This is a genomic window from Paenibacillus favisporus, assembly GCF_040545415.1.
Taxonomy (GTDB): Bacteria; Bacillota; Bacilli; order Paenibacillales; family Paenibacillaceae; genus Paenibacillus_AQ; species Paenibacillus_AQ favisporus.
In genome coordinates, this window is sequence record NZ_JBEPLV010000002.1 from 573,569 (window position 1) to 589,517 (window position 15,949).

The window sequence follows — 15,949 nt, forward strand, 5'->3', positions numbered from 1 at the left end:
ATGACGTTTATGGATTGGTTGCGATGGCTTCGTTCACGGCCTTGGCATACGCTTTGGCGGCTTCCTCAGGAGTGGATTCACCTGTATAAGCACTTTTCAGGTACTCTTCTTCCAAGCCGTCGAGCTTGGCATTTTGCGGTCCGCGCGGTAATGCTTTTGCAGCGTTAGCCATATCCAGCAAGTTCTGCAGGTGGAACTGGGGTACCGATTTGAGCCACAATTCCTGTCCGCCATGAAATGCAGGCAGTGCGGTTCCGTCTTCCCCTTGGATATCGGCAGCCTCTTTGGAACCCAGGAAATCAAGGAATTCGATGACTTCCTTAGGATGTTTCGTATTGGCTGCACCAACATTAGCCAGCCCATGAATGACGCTTGTTCTTAACTTATCTTTAGGAAGAAGAGCAACATCGACATGGTTCTTGGTATACTCATTGGTGGCAAAATCTTTGACATTCCAAGACCCGTCTATCAGCATGGCTACTTTTCCGGATTTAAACAAATCTTTGGGCGACGTATCCGTCATTTGGGCAAGCGTTGGAGAAACCTTATACTTGTGAATCAGATCGGTCTGAAGCTGGAGGCCGCGAATGCTCTCCGGAGAATCGTACAAGGATTTCTTTCCGTCATCCGTATAGAATCCACCCCCGGCTTCAAGTATTGTATTGTAATATCCTGTTTGTCCCTGGAACTGAGCGGGAAGCCCCCAAATGCCATTGGCCGGATCAGTTAATTTCTGCGCGGCCAGGGCGGCCTTGTTCCAATCCCATGTTTCATCCGGATAAGGGATGCCTGCTTGATCAAATAAACTTTTGTTGTACCATAAACCGATAGCGTCCATGTCTTTGGGTACCCCGTAATGTTTGCCATTGTATGTATAAATGTCGACGAGGCCCTGAGGATAATTTCCGAAATCGAGGCTTGTGTCTTTCGCGTAGTCGTCCAGATTCAGCAGTTGATTGTTGGATGCATACTTCGGCAAACTTGCTCCGTTAATCCAAAATACATCGGGGAGGTTTCCTCCGGTAGCTGCCGTTTCCAATTTGGTCCAGTATTCATTCCATGGGGTTAACTTGATCTCAACATGGATATCCGGATGCTGTTCCTCGAATTTCGCGATAATTTTCTCCATGGCCGGCTGTTGGACTTGATCCCACAGTCCGTATGTCAGCGTGACATTGCCGGAGGCGGATTCTGATTCGTTGGACGAATTGCTGGCTGAGTTTCCGGCTCCGCACCCGGAAAGAAGAAGTGTGAGCATCACCGTAAAAATGAGGATGGATGCATAAATTTTGTTCATATCCGTTTGTCACTCCCCTATGAATTAAATAGAATAAATCCGTGTAAACCACTAGGATTTAATGATATTTAATATCTTAGGATAATCTATCGCGATTTTCAAATGATTCCTTGCGTGAAACATTAGATATTTTTACCTTTTGCTAATTTATTTTTTTGAAGAATATAGCATTAGAAATGGAGGGGAAGCCTCCAGTGCGGCGGTCTTTCTCTATATGCGCATGAACGGTGAAGGATTATAGTTATAACTAAGTCTTAAAGCCCTATCATATAAAAGATCATGCTTGAATAGGAGGGAAACGCATGGCATCCGGTACGGAGACAGGCACATACGGCTTTCGTTTCACGGCGCCTTCGCACCTGGCGCTGTGCGAATTGTTTGCAGTCGGGCGGGACGAGATCAGGCATCCGTCGTACCGATGGGACGGGGAGGAGCGGAAGGACGGTCCGCTGCTGCTGTTCCAGTATACGCTGGAGGGTGAGGGCATGTTCGAGTCGGGAACGGAGACGTACCGGATCGATCAGGGACGGGCGATCATGACTGAGATCCCGGGTGATCACCGCTACTATTTTCCGGCGGACGGGTCGCACTGGTCCTTCGTGTTTATTCTGATACGCCCATCGCTCATCCTGCCGAATTGGGAGGAAGCAAAGCTGCGATTGGGAGAGGCTCCCTATTTGCCGCCCACAAGCCGGCCTGTCCGCGCGTTGCTGGAGATTTGGGATCAGGCGGGCCACGGCCGGATTACCGACCCTTACACGGCCTCTTCCTGTGTATACTCTTTCATTTCTGAGCTGTGCCGGTATGCGGTAGCGCCGCATGACGAGCGCCGGAACTGGCCGGAGAAAGTGCGCCAGGCCGCTGAGTATATGGATGCGAATTACCGCTCGATGATCAGTCTGGACCAGCTGTCGGACCGGCTCGGGTGGTCCAAATACCATTTGCTGCGCACGTTTGCGGCTGCGGTCGGCCAGACGCCGAGCGAATATTTAAACCGGGTCCGCATTGAACAAGCGATGCGGCTGCTCCGGCAGACGGATATGAGCGTTGAACAGATCGCGGAGCAGGTCGGATATTCCGGCGGCAGTTACCTGATCAAGGTGTTCCGCAAAATGACCGGGCTGACGCCTGGAGGCTTCCGCTCCGAAGAGGGGCAGCTGACGTTCAGCCGGATGTTTTTTGAAGATTATAACGTCGACAGACGTTTTTCTGATTAGCCGGCTATTAAACCGCAATATTTTGCTGTAATATAAGAAAGATTACTATGGAAACGTTGTTCTTCCCGGACGTAATATAGGAAGCGTAACAGCAATTTTATGATACGAAATCAATTCGGGAGGAACGTCATGCAGCATCATTCGTTTGCACCAACACCCCCTATGGGATGGAACAGTTGGGATTGTTACGGCGCAACCGTTACGGAAGCGGAAGTTCGGGGCAATGCCGAATATATGGCGCGTCATTTAAAGGATTACGGCTGGGAATACATTGTCGTCGATATTCAGTGGTACGAGCCGGGAGCGGTCTCAGACCTTTACAGGCCCTTCGTCCGGCTGGAAACCGACGGTTACTCGCGCCTCATTCCAGCAGTGAACCGCTTTCCATCTGCGGAGGGAGACCAGGGCTTCAAGCCGCTGGCGGATTACGTACATAGCCTTGGACTAAAATTCGGCATCCATATCATGCGCGGCATTCCACGGCAGGCCGTACATGATAATACGCCGATCAAGGGCACGAACGTCACGGCCAGGGATATCGCCCATACCTGCTCGTTCTGCGGGTGGAACACGGACATGTACGGCGTCGACGCGGGCAAAAAAGGGGCTCAGGAATACTATAATTCCTTGTTTGAGCTGTACGCCGAATGGGGCGTCGATTACGTCAAGGTAGATGACATTGCGGATTCTTGGCTGCACGGAGGGCCTCATTTGGCGGAAATAGAGCTGATCCGCAAGGCGATCGACCATGCCGGCCGGCCGATGGTGCTGAGCCTGTCGCCCGGACCCGCACCTGTGAAGCATGCCGATTTCCTTGAAGCCCATGCCAACATGTGGCGGATGACCGACGATTTCTGGGACCGCTGGCCGCTGCTGCTTGATATGTTCGACCGCTGCGAGACCTGGCAGGGACGGCCGAAGCCCGGCTGCTGGCCGGATTGCGACATGCTCCCGCTGGGCCGCATCGGTGTCCGGTGCAGCCATCCCGACCGGATGACGAACTTTACGCGTGACGAGCAGCTGACGATGATGACGCTGTGGACGATTTTCCGCTCGCCCCTCATGTTCGGCGGGGAGATGCGTGACAACGACGAGTGGACGTTATCGCTGCTGACGAACCGGGATGTCCTGGACATGCATCAGCACAGCTTCGGCGCCCGCCAGGTGAGCCGGAGCGAAGGCCGAGTGATATGGGCTGCTGAGGGTCCTCGTGGCGAGCGTTACGCCGCGCTGTTCAATACCGGTGAGGAGGCTGCCGAAGTTTCCGTATCGCTGGCTGAGCTAGGCATTTCCGGCTCGGTGGATGCGCGAAATCTGTGGACCGGAGAGGAGCGCAGGGAGCTGGGCGGCACATTGGCTTCTGCCGTTCCGCCGCATGGAGCCGCTTTGTTCCGGCTTATAGCGGGATAACAACCCTTTTGTTAATGCAGACATGATGAGAGGAAGTCTATCTTTTATAGATAGGCTTCCTTTTTGTTAAGATGATCGAATTCATGAAGCTCTGTACGGCCCTGGCTGGCCGATGTGACGATATATCAATTAGATGTTGGTATAGATCATTGTTTAAATCCAGGGAGTCATTTACAATTTTTTTAAATTTAGTGCAAGTCATATAGAAATACAATGATATCTCGAGAGATGTATGGAGGTGTTCCGAAAAAACAGATGAGGCCTTTGTGATCGGAGAAATGGATGGGGTCAGAGCGTTTCTTGCTAATTATTGAAAGCGTTTTCGAATGATTGGCTGGGAGAGGATATTGTGGTCCCCCGTCAAATCTACGAATCTTTAGGGAAGGTGACACGATGCGCATACGAGAGTACAGCACGAAAGGCATATCTTTTAGGAAATTCCTCTACATACTTCCGTTCATGCTTTTGCTTGCTGTCTTTGCCTACTATCCGCTATACGGATGGGTCTATGCATTCTTCGACTACTCGCCGCCGATTCCGTTGTCCAAATCTCCGTTTGTCGGCTTACAGTGGTTTCGTTCCTTGATCGAAAACCAGGTCAAAATCGACCAGCTGCTCCAGGTCATCAAGAACACGTTCGGGATGAGCGGATTGGGGCTGCTGTTCTCCTGGCTCCCCATGATTTTTGCCATATTTCTGAACGAAATGAAGGCCGTGCGGTTTCGGAAGTTTGTGCAGACGGTAACGACCCTGCCGAATTTTATCAGCTGGGTACTGGTATATTCTTTGGCGTTTTCCATGTTTTCCAGCGAAGGCATCGTCAACGGTCTGTTGAAGCAGCTGGGACTGATCGATTCCCCAATTTTGTTCCTTCAGAACTCCGATCATGTCTGGATCACCATGTGGTTGTGGACGATCTGGAAAACGTTAGGCTGGTCCGCCATCTTGTACATAGCGGCGATTACGGGAATTGATGATTCCCTTTATGAGGCGGCCCATGTCGACGGGGCAACGAGAATGCAGGTGATATGGAACGTCATCCTGCCGAGCATGCTCCCGACGTATTTTGTTCTGCTGATGCTGCAGATCGCCGGCTTTCTGAATAATGGCTTGGAGCAATATTTCGTATTTCAAAATGCATTCAACAAGGAAAATATACAAGTTCTGGACCTGTATGTTTATAACCTGGCGATGGGGGGCGGCAGCTACTCCGTATCGGTCGCGATCAGTATGCTGAAGAGTTTGATTAGTGTTGTTCTTCTCTTTTCGGTAAACGGATTCTCCAAATTGTTAAGAGGAGAGAGTATCGTATGAGAAAAGCAGTTCAGGTAAGCCCGACCGACAAAATGATCACTGTATTAATCTACGTCCTTTTTTCCCTGTTTGCTTGCGTGTGCGTCTATCCGTTTTACTCCATCATCATTAATACGATAAGCGCAAACGATATCAGTGCCCGGGGGGACGTCGTCTTTTATCCGCGGAACATCCATTTCCAGAACTATTTGGACGTTTTTAAAATACCGGGGCTGGGGAATGCGGCTTTGATCTCCCTGGGCAGAACCGTGATCGGAACTCTGCTGACGGTAGGGGCCTCCGCTTTTTTGGGATTCATGTTCTCCCAAGAGGATATGTGGGGGAGAAGATTCTGGTATCGGTTCACCGTAATCACCATGTTCTTTAACGCCGGCATTATTCCGTGGTATCTCACCATGCGCTCCCTGCATTTGACCAACAATTTTTTGGCATACATTCTGCCGACGATCGTAGCCCCGTTCTTCATCATTCTGGTCAAGACCTTCGTGGAATCGACGCCGAAGGAATTGCAGCAGGCGGCAAGCATCGACGGAGCGGGAACGATGATGATCTTCTTCAGGATCATATTGCCGATAAGCAAGCCGATCTTGGCGACGGTCGCGATATTTACTGCAGTGGATCAGTGGAACTCTTTTCAAGATACGCTGCTGCTCGTTACGGACAGTAAATTATACACGCTGCAATTTATTCTCTATAACTATATCAATCAGGCGAGCTCATTATCGACCATGGTTAACCTGCAAAATGCCGGTTCGACGGCCATAGCCAGTCTAGCCACAGAGCAAACCACGACTTCCATTCGCATGACCGTTACCATTATTGTTGTTGCCCCCATATTGCTCATCTACCCGATCTTCCAGAGGTTTTTCGTCAAGGGAATTATGATCGGGGCGGTCAAAGGTTGATTTTCACTTGATATTAAAATGAATTTAGGAGGATGGCCAATGAGTAAAAGCAGGAAAGCAGCAAAAAAATCGGTCATGCTATTGTTCGCTTGCCTCTTCGCCGCCTCGGTCGGGCTGGCCGGCTGTGGAGGCTCATCCAATGAGGAATCGGGTACCGATGCAAAGACTTCCGAGAATAACACAGCCATCGATCACAGCAAGCCGCTGACGATTACGGTGTTCGATAACGCGGCGAATTACCAGGGCGAGCAGACCGGATGGTATGGCAAGCTGCTTAAAGACAAGTTTAATCTGACGCTGAACATACTTGCTCCGCAGGTTGCCGGGGACCAGTTATACAAGACGAGGTCGGCAGCGGGAAATTTGGGGGATCTCCTGATCATCGATAACAGTCAGCTGGAAGAGCTCATTCCGGCCGGTCTGATTATGGACTTGACGGATAGGGTCAAGAACACCAAGTACTTGTCCCAGTATGTGGATAATCACTTCAAACCTTTTAACGTGGCTTTCGATAAAGTGAATCCGGACGGCAAAATTTATGCGTTACCGACGTTTACAGCCGATACTTCGCCAACGACCTTCTCGGAAGACCAGCCTTATTCAAGCCCTATTTTGCCTTGGGATTACTACAAGGGGGTAGGGGCACCCAAGCTGAACAATTTGACCGACCTCCTGAATGTACTGAAAAAAATGCAGGAGAAGTATCCCAAGACTCCGGACGGGAAACCGATCGTTCCGATCACCCTGTGGAAGGATTGGGATGGCGGAGGGATGGAGAACGTACGCTGGCTGAGCAACTGGTACGGCTATGAGCAGCCTGACGGAACTTCAACCTTACAGCTGAATGCAAAAGGCGATATCGTTCCGCTCATTGATGATAACAGTATGTACAAAAAGATTTTGCAATTTTATTTCACGGCCAATCAGATGGGGCTGATCGATCCGGATTCCGCGTCGCAGGATTGGAACAAAGTTTCCGAAAAACTGACCAACAAACAGGTGCTCCTCTTATGGTATTCCTGGCAAAGAGGGTTCTACAATTCCATTGAAAGGGGCAAAAACGGCGACGGCTATGTTTCAGTCCCGATCGCGGATTCCCGGATCATTCAGACCAGTGATGCCTACTACGGCAACGGCAGGGTTTTTGCCATCGGTTCAAAGGCCAAAAATCCCGAAAGGATCATGGAATTCCTGGATTGGTCGGTTTCTCCCGAGGGCTTGCGCTACTACACGAACGGTTTTGAAGGGTTCAATTACGAAAAGACGGATGACGGCAAGTTCAAGCTGACCGAAACAGGGCAAACCGCTTTCCAGAAAAACACCCCCGTACCGGATCAATATGGAGGCGGCGGATACCAGGACGGACAGAGCAAGATCAACAGCATGATCATGAGCGATTTTGTCAAGGACCCGGACACCGGCGAATTCTATAACAACAATTACTGGAGTTCTACTATAGAAGCGAACAAAACCGCCCTGACCACGGACTGGCAGAACACCTACAACGCCAAGAACGCAACAGACTACTATCAGAAAAATAAGATGATCGACATCGTGCCGAATATTAATACAAGCTTCGGTGTCGACTCGTCGGATATTAAAAATAAACGCAGCCAGATTTCGGACTATGTAAAAAATGCATCCTGGAAAATGGTGTTTGCGAAGGATCAGGCGGAGTTTGACCAGCTGTGGGCAAAGATGAAAACGGATGTGGCAGGTCTCGGCTGGAATGACGTACTTGCTGCGGATACGGCAAAAGCGCAAAAAATCGTTCAAATGCGTTCCGAGGCATCGGCCGGCAAATGAGAGCAGCCGCTGTGAAGGCCGGTGAATTCCAACAATGAAGGGAGACGTTACACATGCTTCGAATCGTACAAGTTGAAAATGGGTTGGTGCAGGGACTGCCGGCAGCCGACCCCCGAATCACCAGTTTTAAAGGAATCCCATTCGCCGCTCCGCCCGTAGGCGACAACCGGTGGCGTGCCCCGCAGCCCGCCCAGGACTGGGATGGCGTGCTTAAGGCGTACGAATTCGCGCCGATCTCGATGCAGGTAAGGCAGGAGATCGACGAAAACAATATCTATACCCGGGAATGGGCCGTGGAACCGGACATCGCCATGGACGAGGACTGTCTCTACCTGAACGTATGGACACCGGCCAAACGTACCGATGAGAAATTGCCGGTCTATGTATGGTATTTTGGCGGAGGACTTCAGGTCGGCCATACGGCTGAAATGGAGTTCGACGGTGAACGCATCGCCAGAAGAGGGATCGTGGTCGTCACGATCAACTACCGCCTCAATGTGTTCGGATTTTTATGCCATCCCGAAATTACGGCGGAAGCGCCCGAAGCACCGGCTAACTTTGGCAATCTCGATCAGCAGGCGGCCACCAGATGGGTCAAGCGCAATATTGCGGCTTTTGGCGGCGACCCGGACAACATCACGATCGGCGGTCAGTCCGCCGGCGGCGGCAGCGTGATGACCCAGCTGACTTCGCCTCAGAATGAAGGGCTTTTTCAGAAGGCGATCATTCAAAGCGGAATCTATACGAAGCTGTATCCGGGGACTCGCGTGCCTCCGCTTCGGAGTCATTTGGCTGAGGCCGAACAGGATGGCGTGAAATTTTTTGAATACCTTGGCGTATCTTCACTTGCGGAAGCGCGGCAGCTGGATGCCGTCACTCTTCGCGACAAGGCTGTGCAGTACAAGGGATTCTGGGGCACCGTCGCAGATCAGGTGTTCAGCGTAGGCAGCCCGTTTGAATTGTTCCTTGAGAACAAGCGCTGGAACGTGCCGGTCATGTTTGGCCACACGTCCTCCGAATTTTTCAGCGTTCCGGACGTCCATACACCTGAAGAATTCAAGAAGCTGGCCGAAGACATGTTCGGAGACGACGCAGAGGCGTTCCTGAAGCTGTGTGGCGCACCATCGGCCAACGTGGAGGAGAGCCGGCAGAAGGCATCGGTGAGCAGCATCGAATATGCGATCCGCATCGCCGCACAGGCCAATGCCGAGACCGGCTCCGGTACCCCATTGTACTATTACAATTTTGATGCCGAGATCCCCGGCTGGGATGATCCGGGCACCTTCCACTCGGTAGATCTCTGGTTTTTCTTCGAAACGCTGGCTAAATGCTGGCGGCCGTTTGTCGGCAAGCATTACGATTTGGCCCGTCAGATGTGCAATTACTGGGCGAACTTCATCCGTAACGGTGATCCGAACGGGCTCGATGCAACGGGAGAGGAACTGCCGCGATGGGAGCCTTATACCCCGGAAGCCCCCTATGGAATGCTCTTTGCTGATCAGGCCGAATTTTCCCAAGAGCAGCCCAGCGAAATCATGAAATTTCTGGTGCACCAATATTTCAAGAAGAACAGACCCGTCTTGCAACCAGAGGCTTAGTATGATGTGATATGGAAATCAAGCTTGTTTATGCTCCTGGAATTTTCTTGGCGAATAGCCTGTCAACTGTTTGAACTGTCTGCAGAAGTGCTCCACATTTTGATACCCGCATCGGGAGGCGACTTCAGCAATGCTTTGGGTGCTGTGAATTAAATATTCTTTGGCCAACCGGATTCGGCTGTTGATGACGTCTTCCATGCAGGTGACCTTAAAGGTTTTTTTGTAGATGCTCTGCAGGTAGCCTGGGCTGATTCCGAGATATTCGGCCATTTTCGCAATCGTCCAGTAATCGCCCGGATCGTTCTGGATCGCGGTTCGAAGCTTCAACAACTTATAATACTGAGGCGTAATCGGTTCATGAAAATAAGATTCCAGCAGTTTGTTGAACAGCGTCCGCAGCAAACAGTCGATGGACGAAGCCTTGTAATCCCGATGAAAGTTGTGTTCGATGGTCAACAGTTCAAACAGCTTGCGGCAGTAGTCCGGATCATCCAGGGAAAAGGGGACTCCGAGCGGCAGCGGCGATTCCGTAATATAGGGTTCATTGGATTCAAAGCGGATCCAGTCATTGATGAATTGATCGGCGCAGGCCCGATAATACACTTTCTGCTGCGGGCGGTAGAGGATAACGCTGTGTGTAGGATATTCCTTCAGTGCACCATTGACCCAGAACTGCGCGGGAGTCTTGGTGATGACAAGAAGCCAGTGATGACCCACGGGAACATCGATCACAAAGTTGCTTGGGTGCGTCGTGTTATACTCAACAAAATGAATATGGGCCATCCTTATCCCTCCTTAGAATGATGTCTCTACTATACTATAACAAGGAAAATATGGACGAAACCCTATGAGTTCTACCTTTGCATCAGGTAATATATTCAGTGAACGGATCATGAGATGATCCACCGTTTACAAGCGCCTCGCGGCTGCCGTCAATTCGCCGCGGGGCGCTTGTTTGTGTCAAGCCTTGGGCGACTATATTTTTAGGGGGAACATCTTGAGTTTGTGAATTGTAAGCGATTTCTACAAAGATATAATTTAGTTATCACCAGGTGAGAATGTGTAACAATAGATGAAAAAGGGGAGGGCACAAAGAAATGCGCAAAAAGGTAAAACGTTCACTCATCGTTTTGTGTATCGGCATAATGTCTACGGCACTGCTGCTATCCGGCTGCAGCGGATCAGGAAAAACGAGCGGCGGGGGATCGGCGGCTGAATCAAGCGGGGACGATACGAAACCAATTACCCTGTCTGTGTTTATGGACGCCCCGGGCCAGCAGCCTACGGCCGACAACAAAATTTATAAATTGATTAAAGAAAAAACCGGCGTCAGTCTGAATATGGAATTTTTGGTCGGGGATCTGCAGCAGAAGCTGGGCGTTATGATCGCAGGCGGCGACTACCCGGATCTCATCTCGGGCAATGACAAACTGATCAATGCGGGGGCTTATATTCCGCTGGAAGATTTAATTGAGAAGTATGCGCCCAATTTGAAAAAGCATTATGCGGAAGTATGGAATCAAATGAAGGATCCGAAGGACGGACATATTTATGTACTCCCAAGCTACGGCGTGTACACCGGTTCGGTTCACGATACGACCTATCAGGGACCGGGGTTCTATTTGCAAAAGGATGTTTTGAAAGAAATGGGCTATCCTACGCCGAAAACGCTGGAAGAGTACTTTGATATTATCGCGAAATATAAGGCCAAACATCCGGATATGATCGGATTTGAAACCTTGAACTTTGACTGGAGGGTATTTCCGCTCCAGAACGCGCCGGAGCATTTATCCGGTCATCCTAATGACGGCGGCGTGATTGTGGACAACAACAAGGCGCAAATTTTTGCGGACAAGGATATCGCGAAAACCTACTATAAGAAGCTGAATGAAGTGAACGCGCAGGGCTTGCTGGATAAAGAAGCCTTCGTGCAGAACTATGACCAGTACCTGGCCAAAATCGCCAGCGGGCGAGTGATCGGCATGTTCGATCAGCATTGGAACTTTCAGGATGCGGAGAACTCTCTGATTTCCCAAGGGAAAATTGGAAGCACTTACGTCGGCTTTCCGCTCATGTATCCCGGTGCAAAGGAATACTATCGTGATCGCGGAGGGCTGAATCTCAACCGCGGGTTCGGTATTTCCGTAAAAGCCAAAGATCCGGTCCGGATTATCAAGTTTATGGATGCATTGATGACAGAGGATTGGCAGAAGACGCTGCAATGGGGAATCAAGGGAGAAGATTACGAGGTAAAAGAGGACGGCACGTTCTACCGGACTCCGGAGCAGCGGAAAAATGCGGACAACAATACCTGGAAATTAGCGAACAAGGCAGATTCGTTCTTTGGATACATGCCTAAAATGCAGGGATCTTACAGTGATGGCAACGCGACGGATCCCGGAACCCAGCCGCAGGAATTTTACGATAGCTTGAAGCCTTATGATCAAGAGATCTTGAAAGCATACAATCATAAAACTTGGGCGGAATTTTTCAAGGAGCCCGGCCCGAACCCGGTATATTTCCCGGCTTATACCATCATTCTGGAGGACGGCTCGGCCGCTCAACTGGCCAGCACCAAATTAAACGACCTGTCGGTAAAATATTTGCCGAAAGCGATTATGGCTTCCCCTTCGGAATTTGATAGTGTATGGCAGGATTATGTGAATCAGATCCACAAGCTGGATATTAAGGCTTACGAAGACCGCATGAATGAACAAATTCAATGGCGGATTAAGAACTGGAGCAGCAAGTAAGAGCTGTAGAAATCCAAACGGGGCGGGGAATTCATTCCCCGCCCCGTATTGGAAATGTCATAAGGGAGGGGAACAACGAAATGTCTGAAATCGTGCTGACCGGGGAGGTCAAGAGCAAGAAGAAGAAGAGAGTGGACCCGGAAATTGGCGTCAGCCTGAGCTGGAAAACCCTGAAAGCCCAAAAGCAGCTGATATTCATGTCGGTTCCAATTGCCATTTACTTAATCATATTTTCATATGTCCCGGTCTGGGGATGGCTGATGGCTTTTCAAAACTATCGTCCGGCCCTGTCCTTCTGGAAACAGGATTGGGTTGGACTGCAGCAGTTCCGTTTTCTGTTTCAGGACGATGCCTTCCTTGGGGTGCTGCGAAATACGATTGCCATGAGTTTCATCAACCTGGTTTTGGGTTTTGTAACGGCGATTGCCTTGGCACTGCTGCTGAACGAAATCAAGGTGCGGTTCTTTAAAAGGACGGTACAAACCATATCCTATCTGCCGCATTTTCTGTCATGGGTCATCGCGGCAGGCATAGTTGCCACTTCCTTATCTGTGGATGACGGCATCGTCAACACCGTACTCATGAAGCTGCATCTGATTGATCAGCCCGTGATGTGGCTGAGTAAAGGACACTATTTTTGGGGAATCGTCGGGCTGTCGAACGTTTGGAAAGAGGTTGGCTGGAATACGATCATCTATTTGGCTGCCATTACCTCGATCGATCCGTCCCTTTACGAAGCTGCTTCCATCGACGGTGCAGGCAGGTTTCATAAAATGAGATATGTAACGCTCCCTGGGATCAAGTCCACTTTTATCATCCTGCTCATTATGAATATCGGGCATATCCTGGATGCAGGATTTGAGGTTCAGTATTTGCTGGGAAACGGCCTCGTCGTGGACTGGTCGCAAACGATTGATATTTTCGTGCTGAAGTACGGGATATCGATGGGGAATTACTCTCTTGCCACGGCTGCAGGCATATTTAAAACGATCGTGAGCGTCATACTCGTATTCATTGCGAATTCCATCGCAAAGCGTCTTGGCGAAGAACGATTGGTATAGAGGAGGACGGGGAAATGAAAACAGAAGTCAAGAGTCAGTTTCGCCTGGAACCCGTCGTTTTCCATACGCTGAATACGCTGTTTATGCTGATTGTCGTCATTGTCACGCTGTACCCTTTTCTTCATACGATGGCGATTTCATTTAATGACGGAAGCGATTCGCTGAAGGGGGGCGTGTACGTTTGGCCGCACACCTGGACCTTGCAAAATTATAAAGCGGTATTCGTATCGGGCACAATCTATCACGCCGCGTTCATTTCTGTGTCCCGTACCGTCATTTCGACCGTGCTCGGCGTATTTCTGACGACCATGCTGGCTTATACATTGGCCCAGCCTCACTATATTTTCCGCAAAAAAATAAGCATGCTGTTTATATTGACGATGTACTTCAACGCAGGCTTGATTCCCAACTATTTTTTGATCAAAGACCTGGGTTTGCGGAACAGCTTCTGGGTTTATATCCTGCCGGGTTTGGTCAGCGCATTTAACCTGATTGTGATCCGAACGTACATCAGGTCGCTCCCGGGAAGCCTGGTAGAATCCGCCAAAATTGACGGAGCCGGTGATTTCCGGATTTTCTGGCGGATCGTATTTCCGCTGTGTACGCCCGTCCTTGCAACTATTGCCTTGTTCATCGCCGTAGGCTCCTGGAATTCCTGGTTCGATACGTTCCTGTACGCTTCTTCCGAACAGAACCTCAGTTCACTCCAGTATGAAATGATGAAGCTGCTTGGGTCGACCATGAGCACGAATAACGATCCGTCCATGATGGCAGGGGCAAATACCAACCAAACTCAGGCCATGGTAACGCCGGCGTCCATTCAGGCTGCAATTACGATCGTGACCGCGATGCCGATATTATTCGTTTATCCTTTTTTGCAAAGGTACTTTGTGGTAGGCTTGAACTTGGGAAGTGTCAAAGAATAGAAAATATTCGTGTGATCGTTTCAGACGAGAACAGTACCGTTCCGGCAGCCTGCCGGAACGGTTTCTCCTATTCCATGGGTGTATAATGAAGCAAATTCAATCGGTGGAGCGGTGATGCCAAATGCTTAAAGTCTTACTTGCCGACGACGAACCCTTAATGCTGGAAGGTCTGTGTTTTTTGGTCGACTGGACCGAGCTAGGCTTTGAGATTTGTGGTACGGCTATGGATGGGGATGACGCCTTGCAGCTAATCCAAAGTCTCAATCCCGATTTGGTCATTACAGATGTTCGTATGCCCGTCATTGATGGATTAGAGCTGATTAAGCAGGTGCAGGGCGGGGCTCTCCAACCGAAATTTATTATTATAAGCGGATATGCTGATTTTCAATATGCCAAGACAGCCATTCAATATGGCGTTTGCAACTATCTGACCAAGCCCCTGGATGAGGGCGAGTTGGAATCGGCCGTGAAAAACATAGCTTTGGAGATCCGGTCCGTACGGAAATCGGATGCTTACCGCAGAGCCGAGACTGCCTATGTCCAAACAGAACTGCTCTCGCAGCTTCTCACAAGAGAATACGCTCCGCAAGAGCTGGAGCAGACGGTTAGGCAGCTCCCCATCGGCGATGATTCGCGGATCCGCTGCATGCTCGTGTATGGAGCTGCTTTGGAGCACGGAAATGTTCACGGCTGTCGGCTGCTGGATCGGCTGTGCCGTCTGGCCGAACAGCAAATAGAGCATATTACCGTGCTTCCTTTCGTGATCGGGCAGGACAAGCACGGCTACGTATTGATATCCGGCCCCGACGGACCGGAATTGACTCCCCTTCTTGTTACCCGGTTCATCCGATGCATTAGAAACGATTATGAGGAGAATGTCACCTTCTCGGTGAGCGATGAGCATAGAGGACCGTATTCCCTCAACACCGTTTTCCAAGAAGCCGTTGCCGCTGGGGTTTCCCGTCTCGATAACCGTCATCAAGAGGTTTACTATTATGAGGAGGAGCATCTGGAACAGCAGCTCCTTCTTCCCTCTGCGTTTATGAAATCGCTCACAAAGGCGGTTGTGGAAGGCAGAGTGGATGAGCTTCCCGGTCGTGTGCGCGAGTTTTTCGCCGTCATTTCGGGAGACCACGCTTCAAAACAGTGGATCAGCGCTTATGCAGCCAATATCAAGGTTGAACTCCTCCATGAAATCGGCAGAAGGGGAGGCAGCACAGCGGACTGGGAGAGGAAATGGTTTACTGCCTCACAGGCGTTGACGATGCAAAGCGACCTTGAAAAACAAACCCTGACCGAGCTTTGCGAAGCGGCCGAGTGGTTTGCTGAAGAAGATGGGGTTCAGACGGATCAGAACATATCGAAAGCGATAGAATTCATCCGTGATCATTATCCCGAGAAACTGAAGCTGCACGATATCGCCGAGGTTCTGCATGTCAATGCGGCCTATCTGGGACAGCGCTTCAAGAAGAAACTAGGCATTTCCTTTAACGAATATTATCATGCCGTGCGGATTGAAGAAGCTATGAAGCTTCTTCGGCGAACCGACTTGAACATCGGCGAGATTGCGGCTCGTGTCGGTTATGCCGATACCGATCAGTTTACGGCCAAATTTAAAGCCATCAACGGCATATCCCCTTCGGTTTATAGGAAGGGCTGAAA

At 50.2% G+C, this 15,949-nt stretch carries 12 protein-coding genes; 10 read left to right on the forward strand and 2 right to left on the reverse strand.

Features of this window, described 5'->3' with window-relative positions; genetic code table 11:
* Positions 1-7: 7 nt before the first annotated feature.
* Complete coding sequence (locus ABID47_RS10750) at positions 8-1,297, reverse strand: ABC transporter substrate-binding protein (protein WP_354496516.1); 1,290 nt, start codon at positions 1,295-1,297, stop codon at positions 8-10.
* A 302-nt stretch (positions 1,298-1,599) separates the two neighbouring features.
* Between ABID47_RS10750 and ABID47_RS10755 the strand changes: the two genes are divergently transcribed.
* From ABID47_RS10755 to ABID47_RS10780, 6 genes are all read left to right on the forward strand, one after another.
* The gene (locus ABID47_RS10755) at positions 1,600-2,514 is read left to right on the forward strand and encodes an AraC family transcriptional regulator (protein ID WP_192715057.1); all 915 of its coding nucleotides are present in this window, start codon (positions 1,600-1,602) and stop codon (positions 2,512-2,514) included.
* Between the two features lie 129 nt (positions 2,515-2,643).
* Positions 2,644-3,924 carry a glycoside hydrolase family 27 protein gene (locus tag ABID47_RS10760; protein ID WP_354496518.1) on the forward strand — a complete coding sequence of 427 codons (1,281 nt, stop codon included), beginning with the start codon at positions 2,644-2,646 and terminating at the stop codon, positions 3,922-3,924.
* Positions 3,925-4,317: 393 nt separating this feature from the next.
* A complete protein-coding gene (locus ABID47_RS10765; protein WP_116232489.1) occupies positions 4,318-5,238 on the forward strand; it encodes an ABC transporter permease subunit in 921 nt (306 codons plus the stop codon).
* Positions 5,235-6,143, forward strand: coding sequence for a carbohydrate ABC transporter permease (locus tag ABID47_RS10770; protein ID WP_105443991.1), 909 nt, complete (start codon positions 5,235-5,237; stop codon positions 6,141-6,143). The genes ABID47_RS10765 and ABID47_RS10770 overlap by 4 nt, the downstream gene beginning before the upstream one ends.
* Before the next feature lie 39 nt (positions 6,144-6,182).
* The gene (locus tag ABID47_RS10775) at positions 6,183-7,949 is read left to right on the forward strand and encodes a type 2 periplasmic-binding domain-containing protein (RefSeq protein ID WP_354496521.1); all 1,767 of its coding nucleotides are present in this window, start codon (positions 6,183-6,185) and stop codon (positions 7,947-7,949) included.
* Between the two features lie 53 nt (positions 7,950-8,002).
* Positions 8,003-9,547, forward strand: a complete 1,545-nt coding sequence (locus ABID47_RS10780) for a carboxylesterase/lipase family protein (RefSeq protein ID WP_354496523.1) — start codon at positions 8,003-8,005, stop codon at positions 9,545-9,547.
* A gap of 18 nt (positions 9,548-9,565) precedes the next feature.
* Here the strand turns inward: ABID47_RS10780 and ABID47_RS10785 are convergent, their stop codons facing one another.
* Positions 9,566-10,330: a helix-turn-helix transcriptional regulator gene (locus tag ABID47_RS10785; RefSeq protein ID WP_354496525.1), complete on the reverse strand. Its 765-nt coding sequence runs from the start codon at positions 10,328-10,330 to the stop codon at positions 9,566-9,568.
* 314 nt (positions 10,331-10,644) lie between these two features.
* On the opposite strand from ABID47_RS10785, the gene ABID47_RS10790 reads away from it, so the two are divergent.
* From ABID47_RS10790 to ABID47_RS10805, 4 genes are all read left to right on the forward strand, one after another.
* A complete protein-coding gene (locus ABID47_RS10790) occupies positions 10,645-12,300 on the forward strand; it encodes an ABC transporter substrate-binding protein (protein WP_354496527.1) in 1,656 nt (551 codons plus the stop codon).
* 80 nt (positions 12,301-12,380) lie between these two features.
* Positions 12,381-13,361 carry an ABC transporter permease gene (locus ABID47_RS10795; protein ID WP_251673788.1) on the forward strand — a complete coding sequence of 327 codons (981 nt, stop codon included), beginning with the start codon at positions 12,381-12,383 and terminating at the stop codon, positions 13,359-13,361.
* Positions 13,362-13,375: 14 nt separating this feature from the next.
* On the forward strand, positions 13,376-14,287 hold the full coding sequence (locus ABID47_RS10800; RefSeq protein ID WP_076169204.1) for a carbohydrate ABC transporter permease: 912 nt from the start codon (positions 13,376-13,378) through the stop codon (positions 14,285-14,287).
* A gap of 121 nt (positions 14,288-14,408) precedes the next feature.
* Entirely contained in the window at positions 14,409-15,947 is a 1,539-nt protein-coding gene (locus tag ABID47_RS10805) for a response regulator transcription factor (RefSeq protein WP_354496529.1), read from the forward strand.
* The last annotated feature ends 2 nt before the right edge of the window (positions 15,948-15,949 follow it).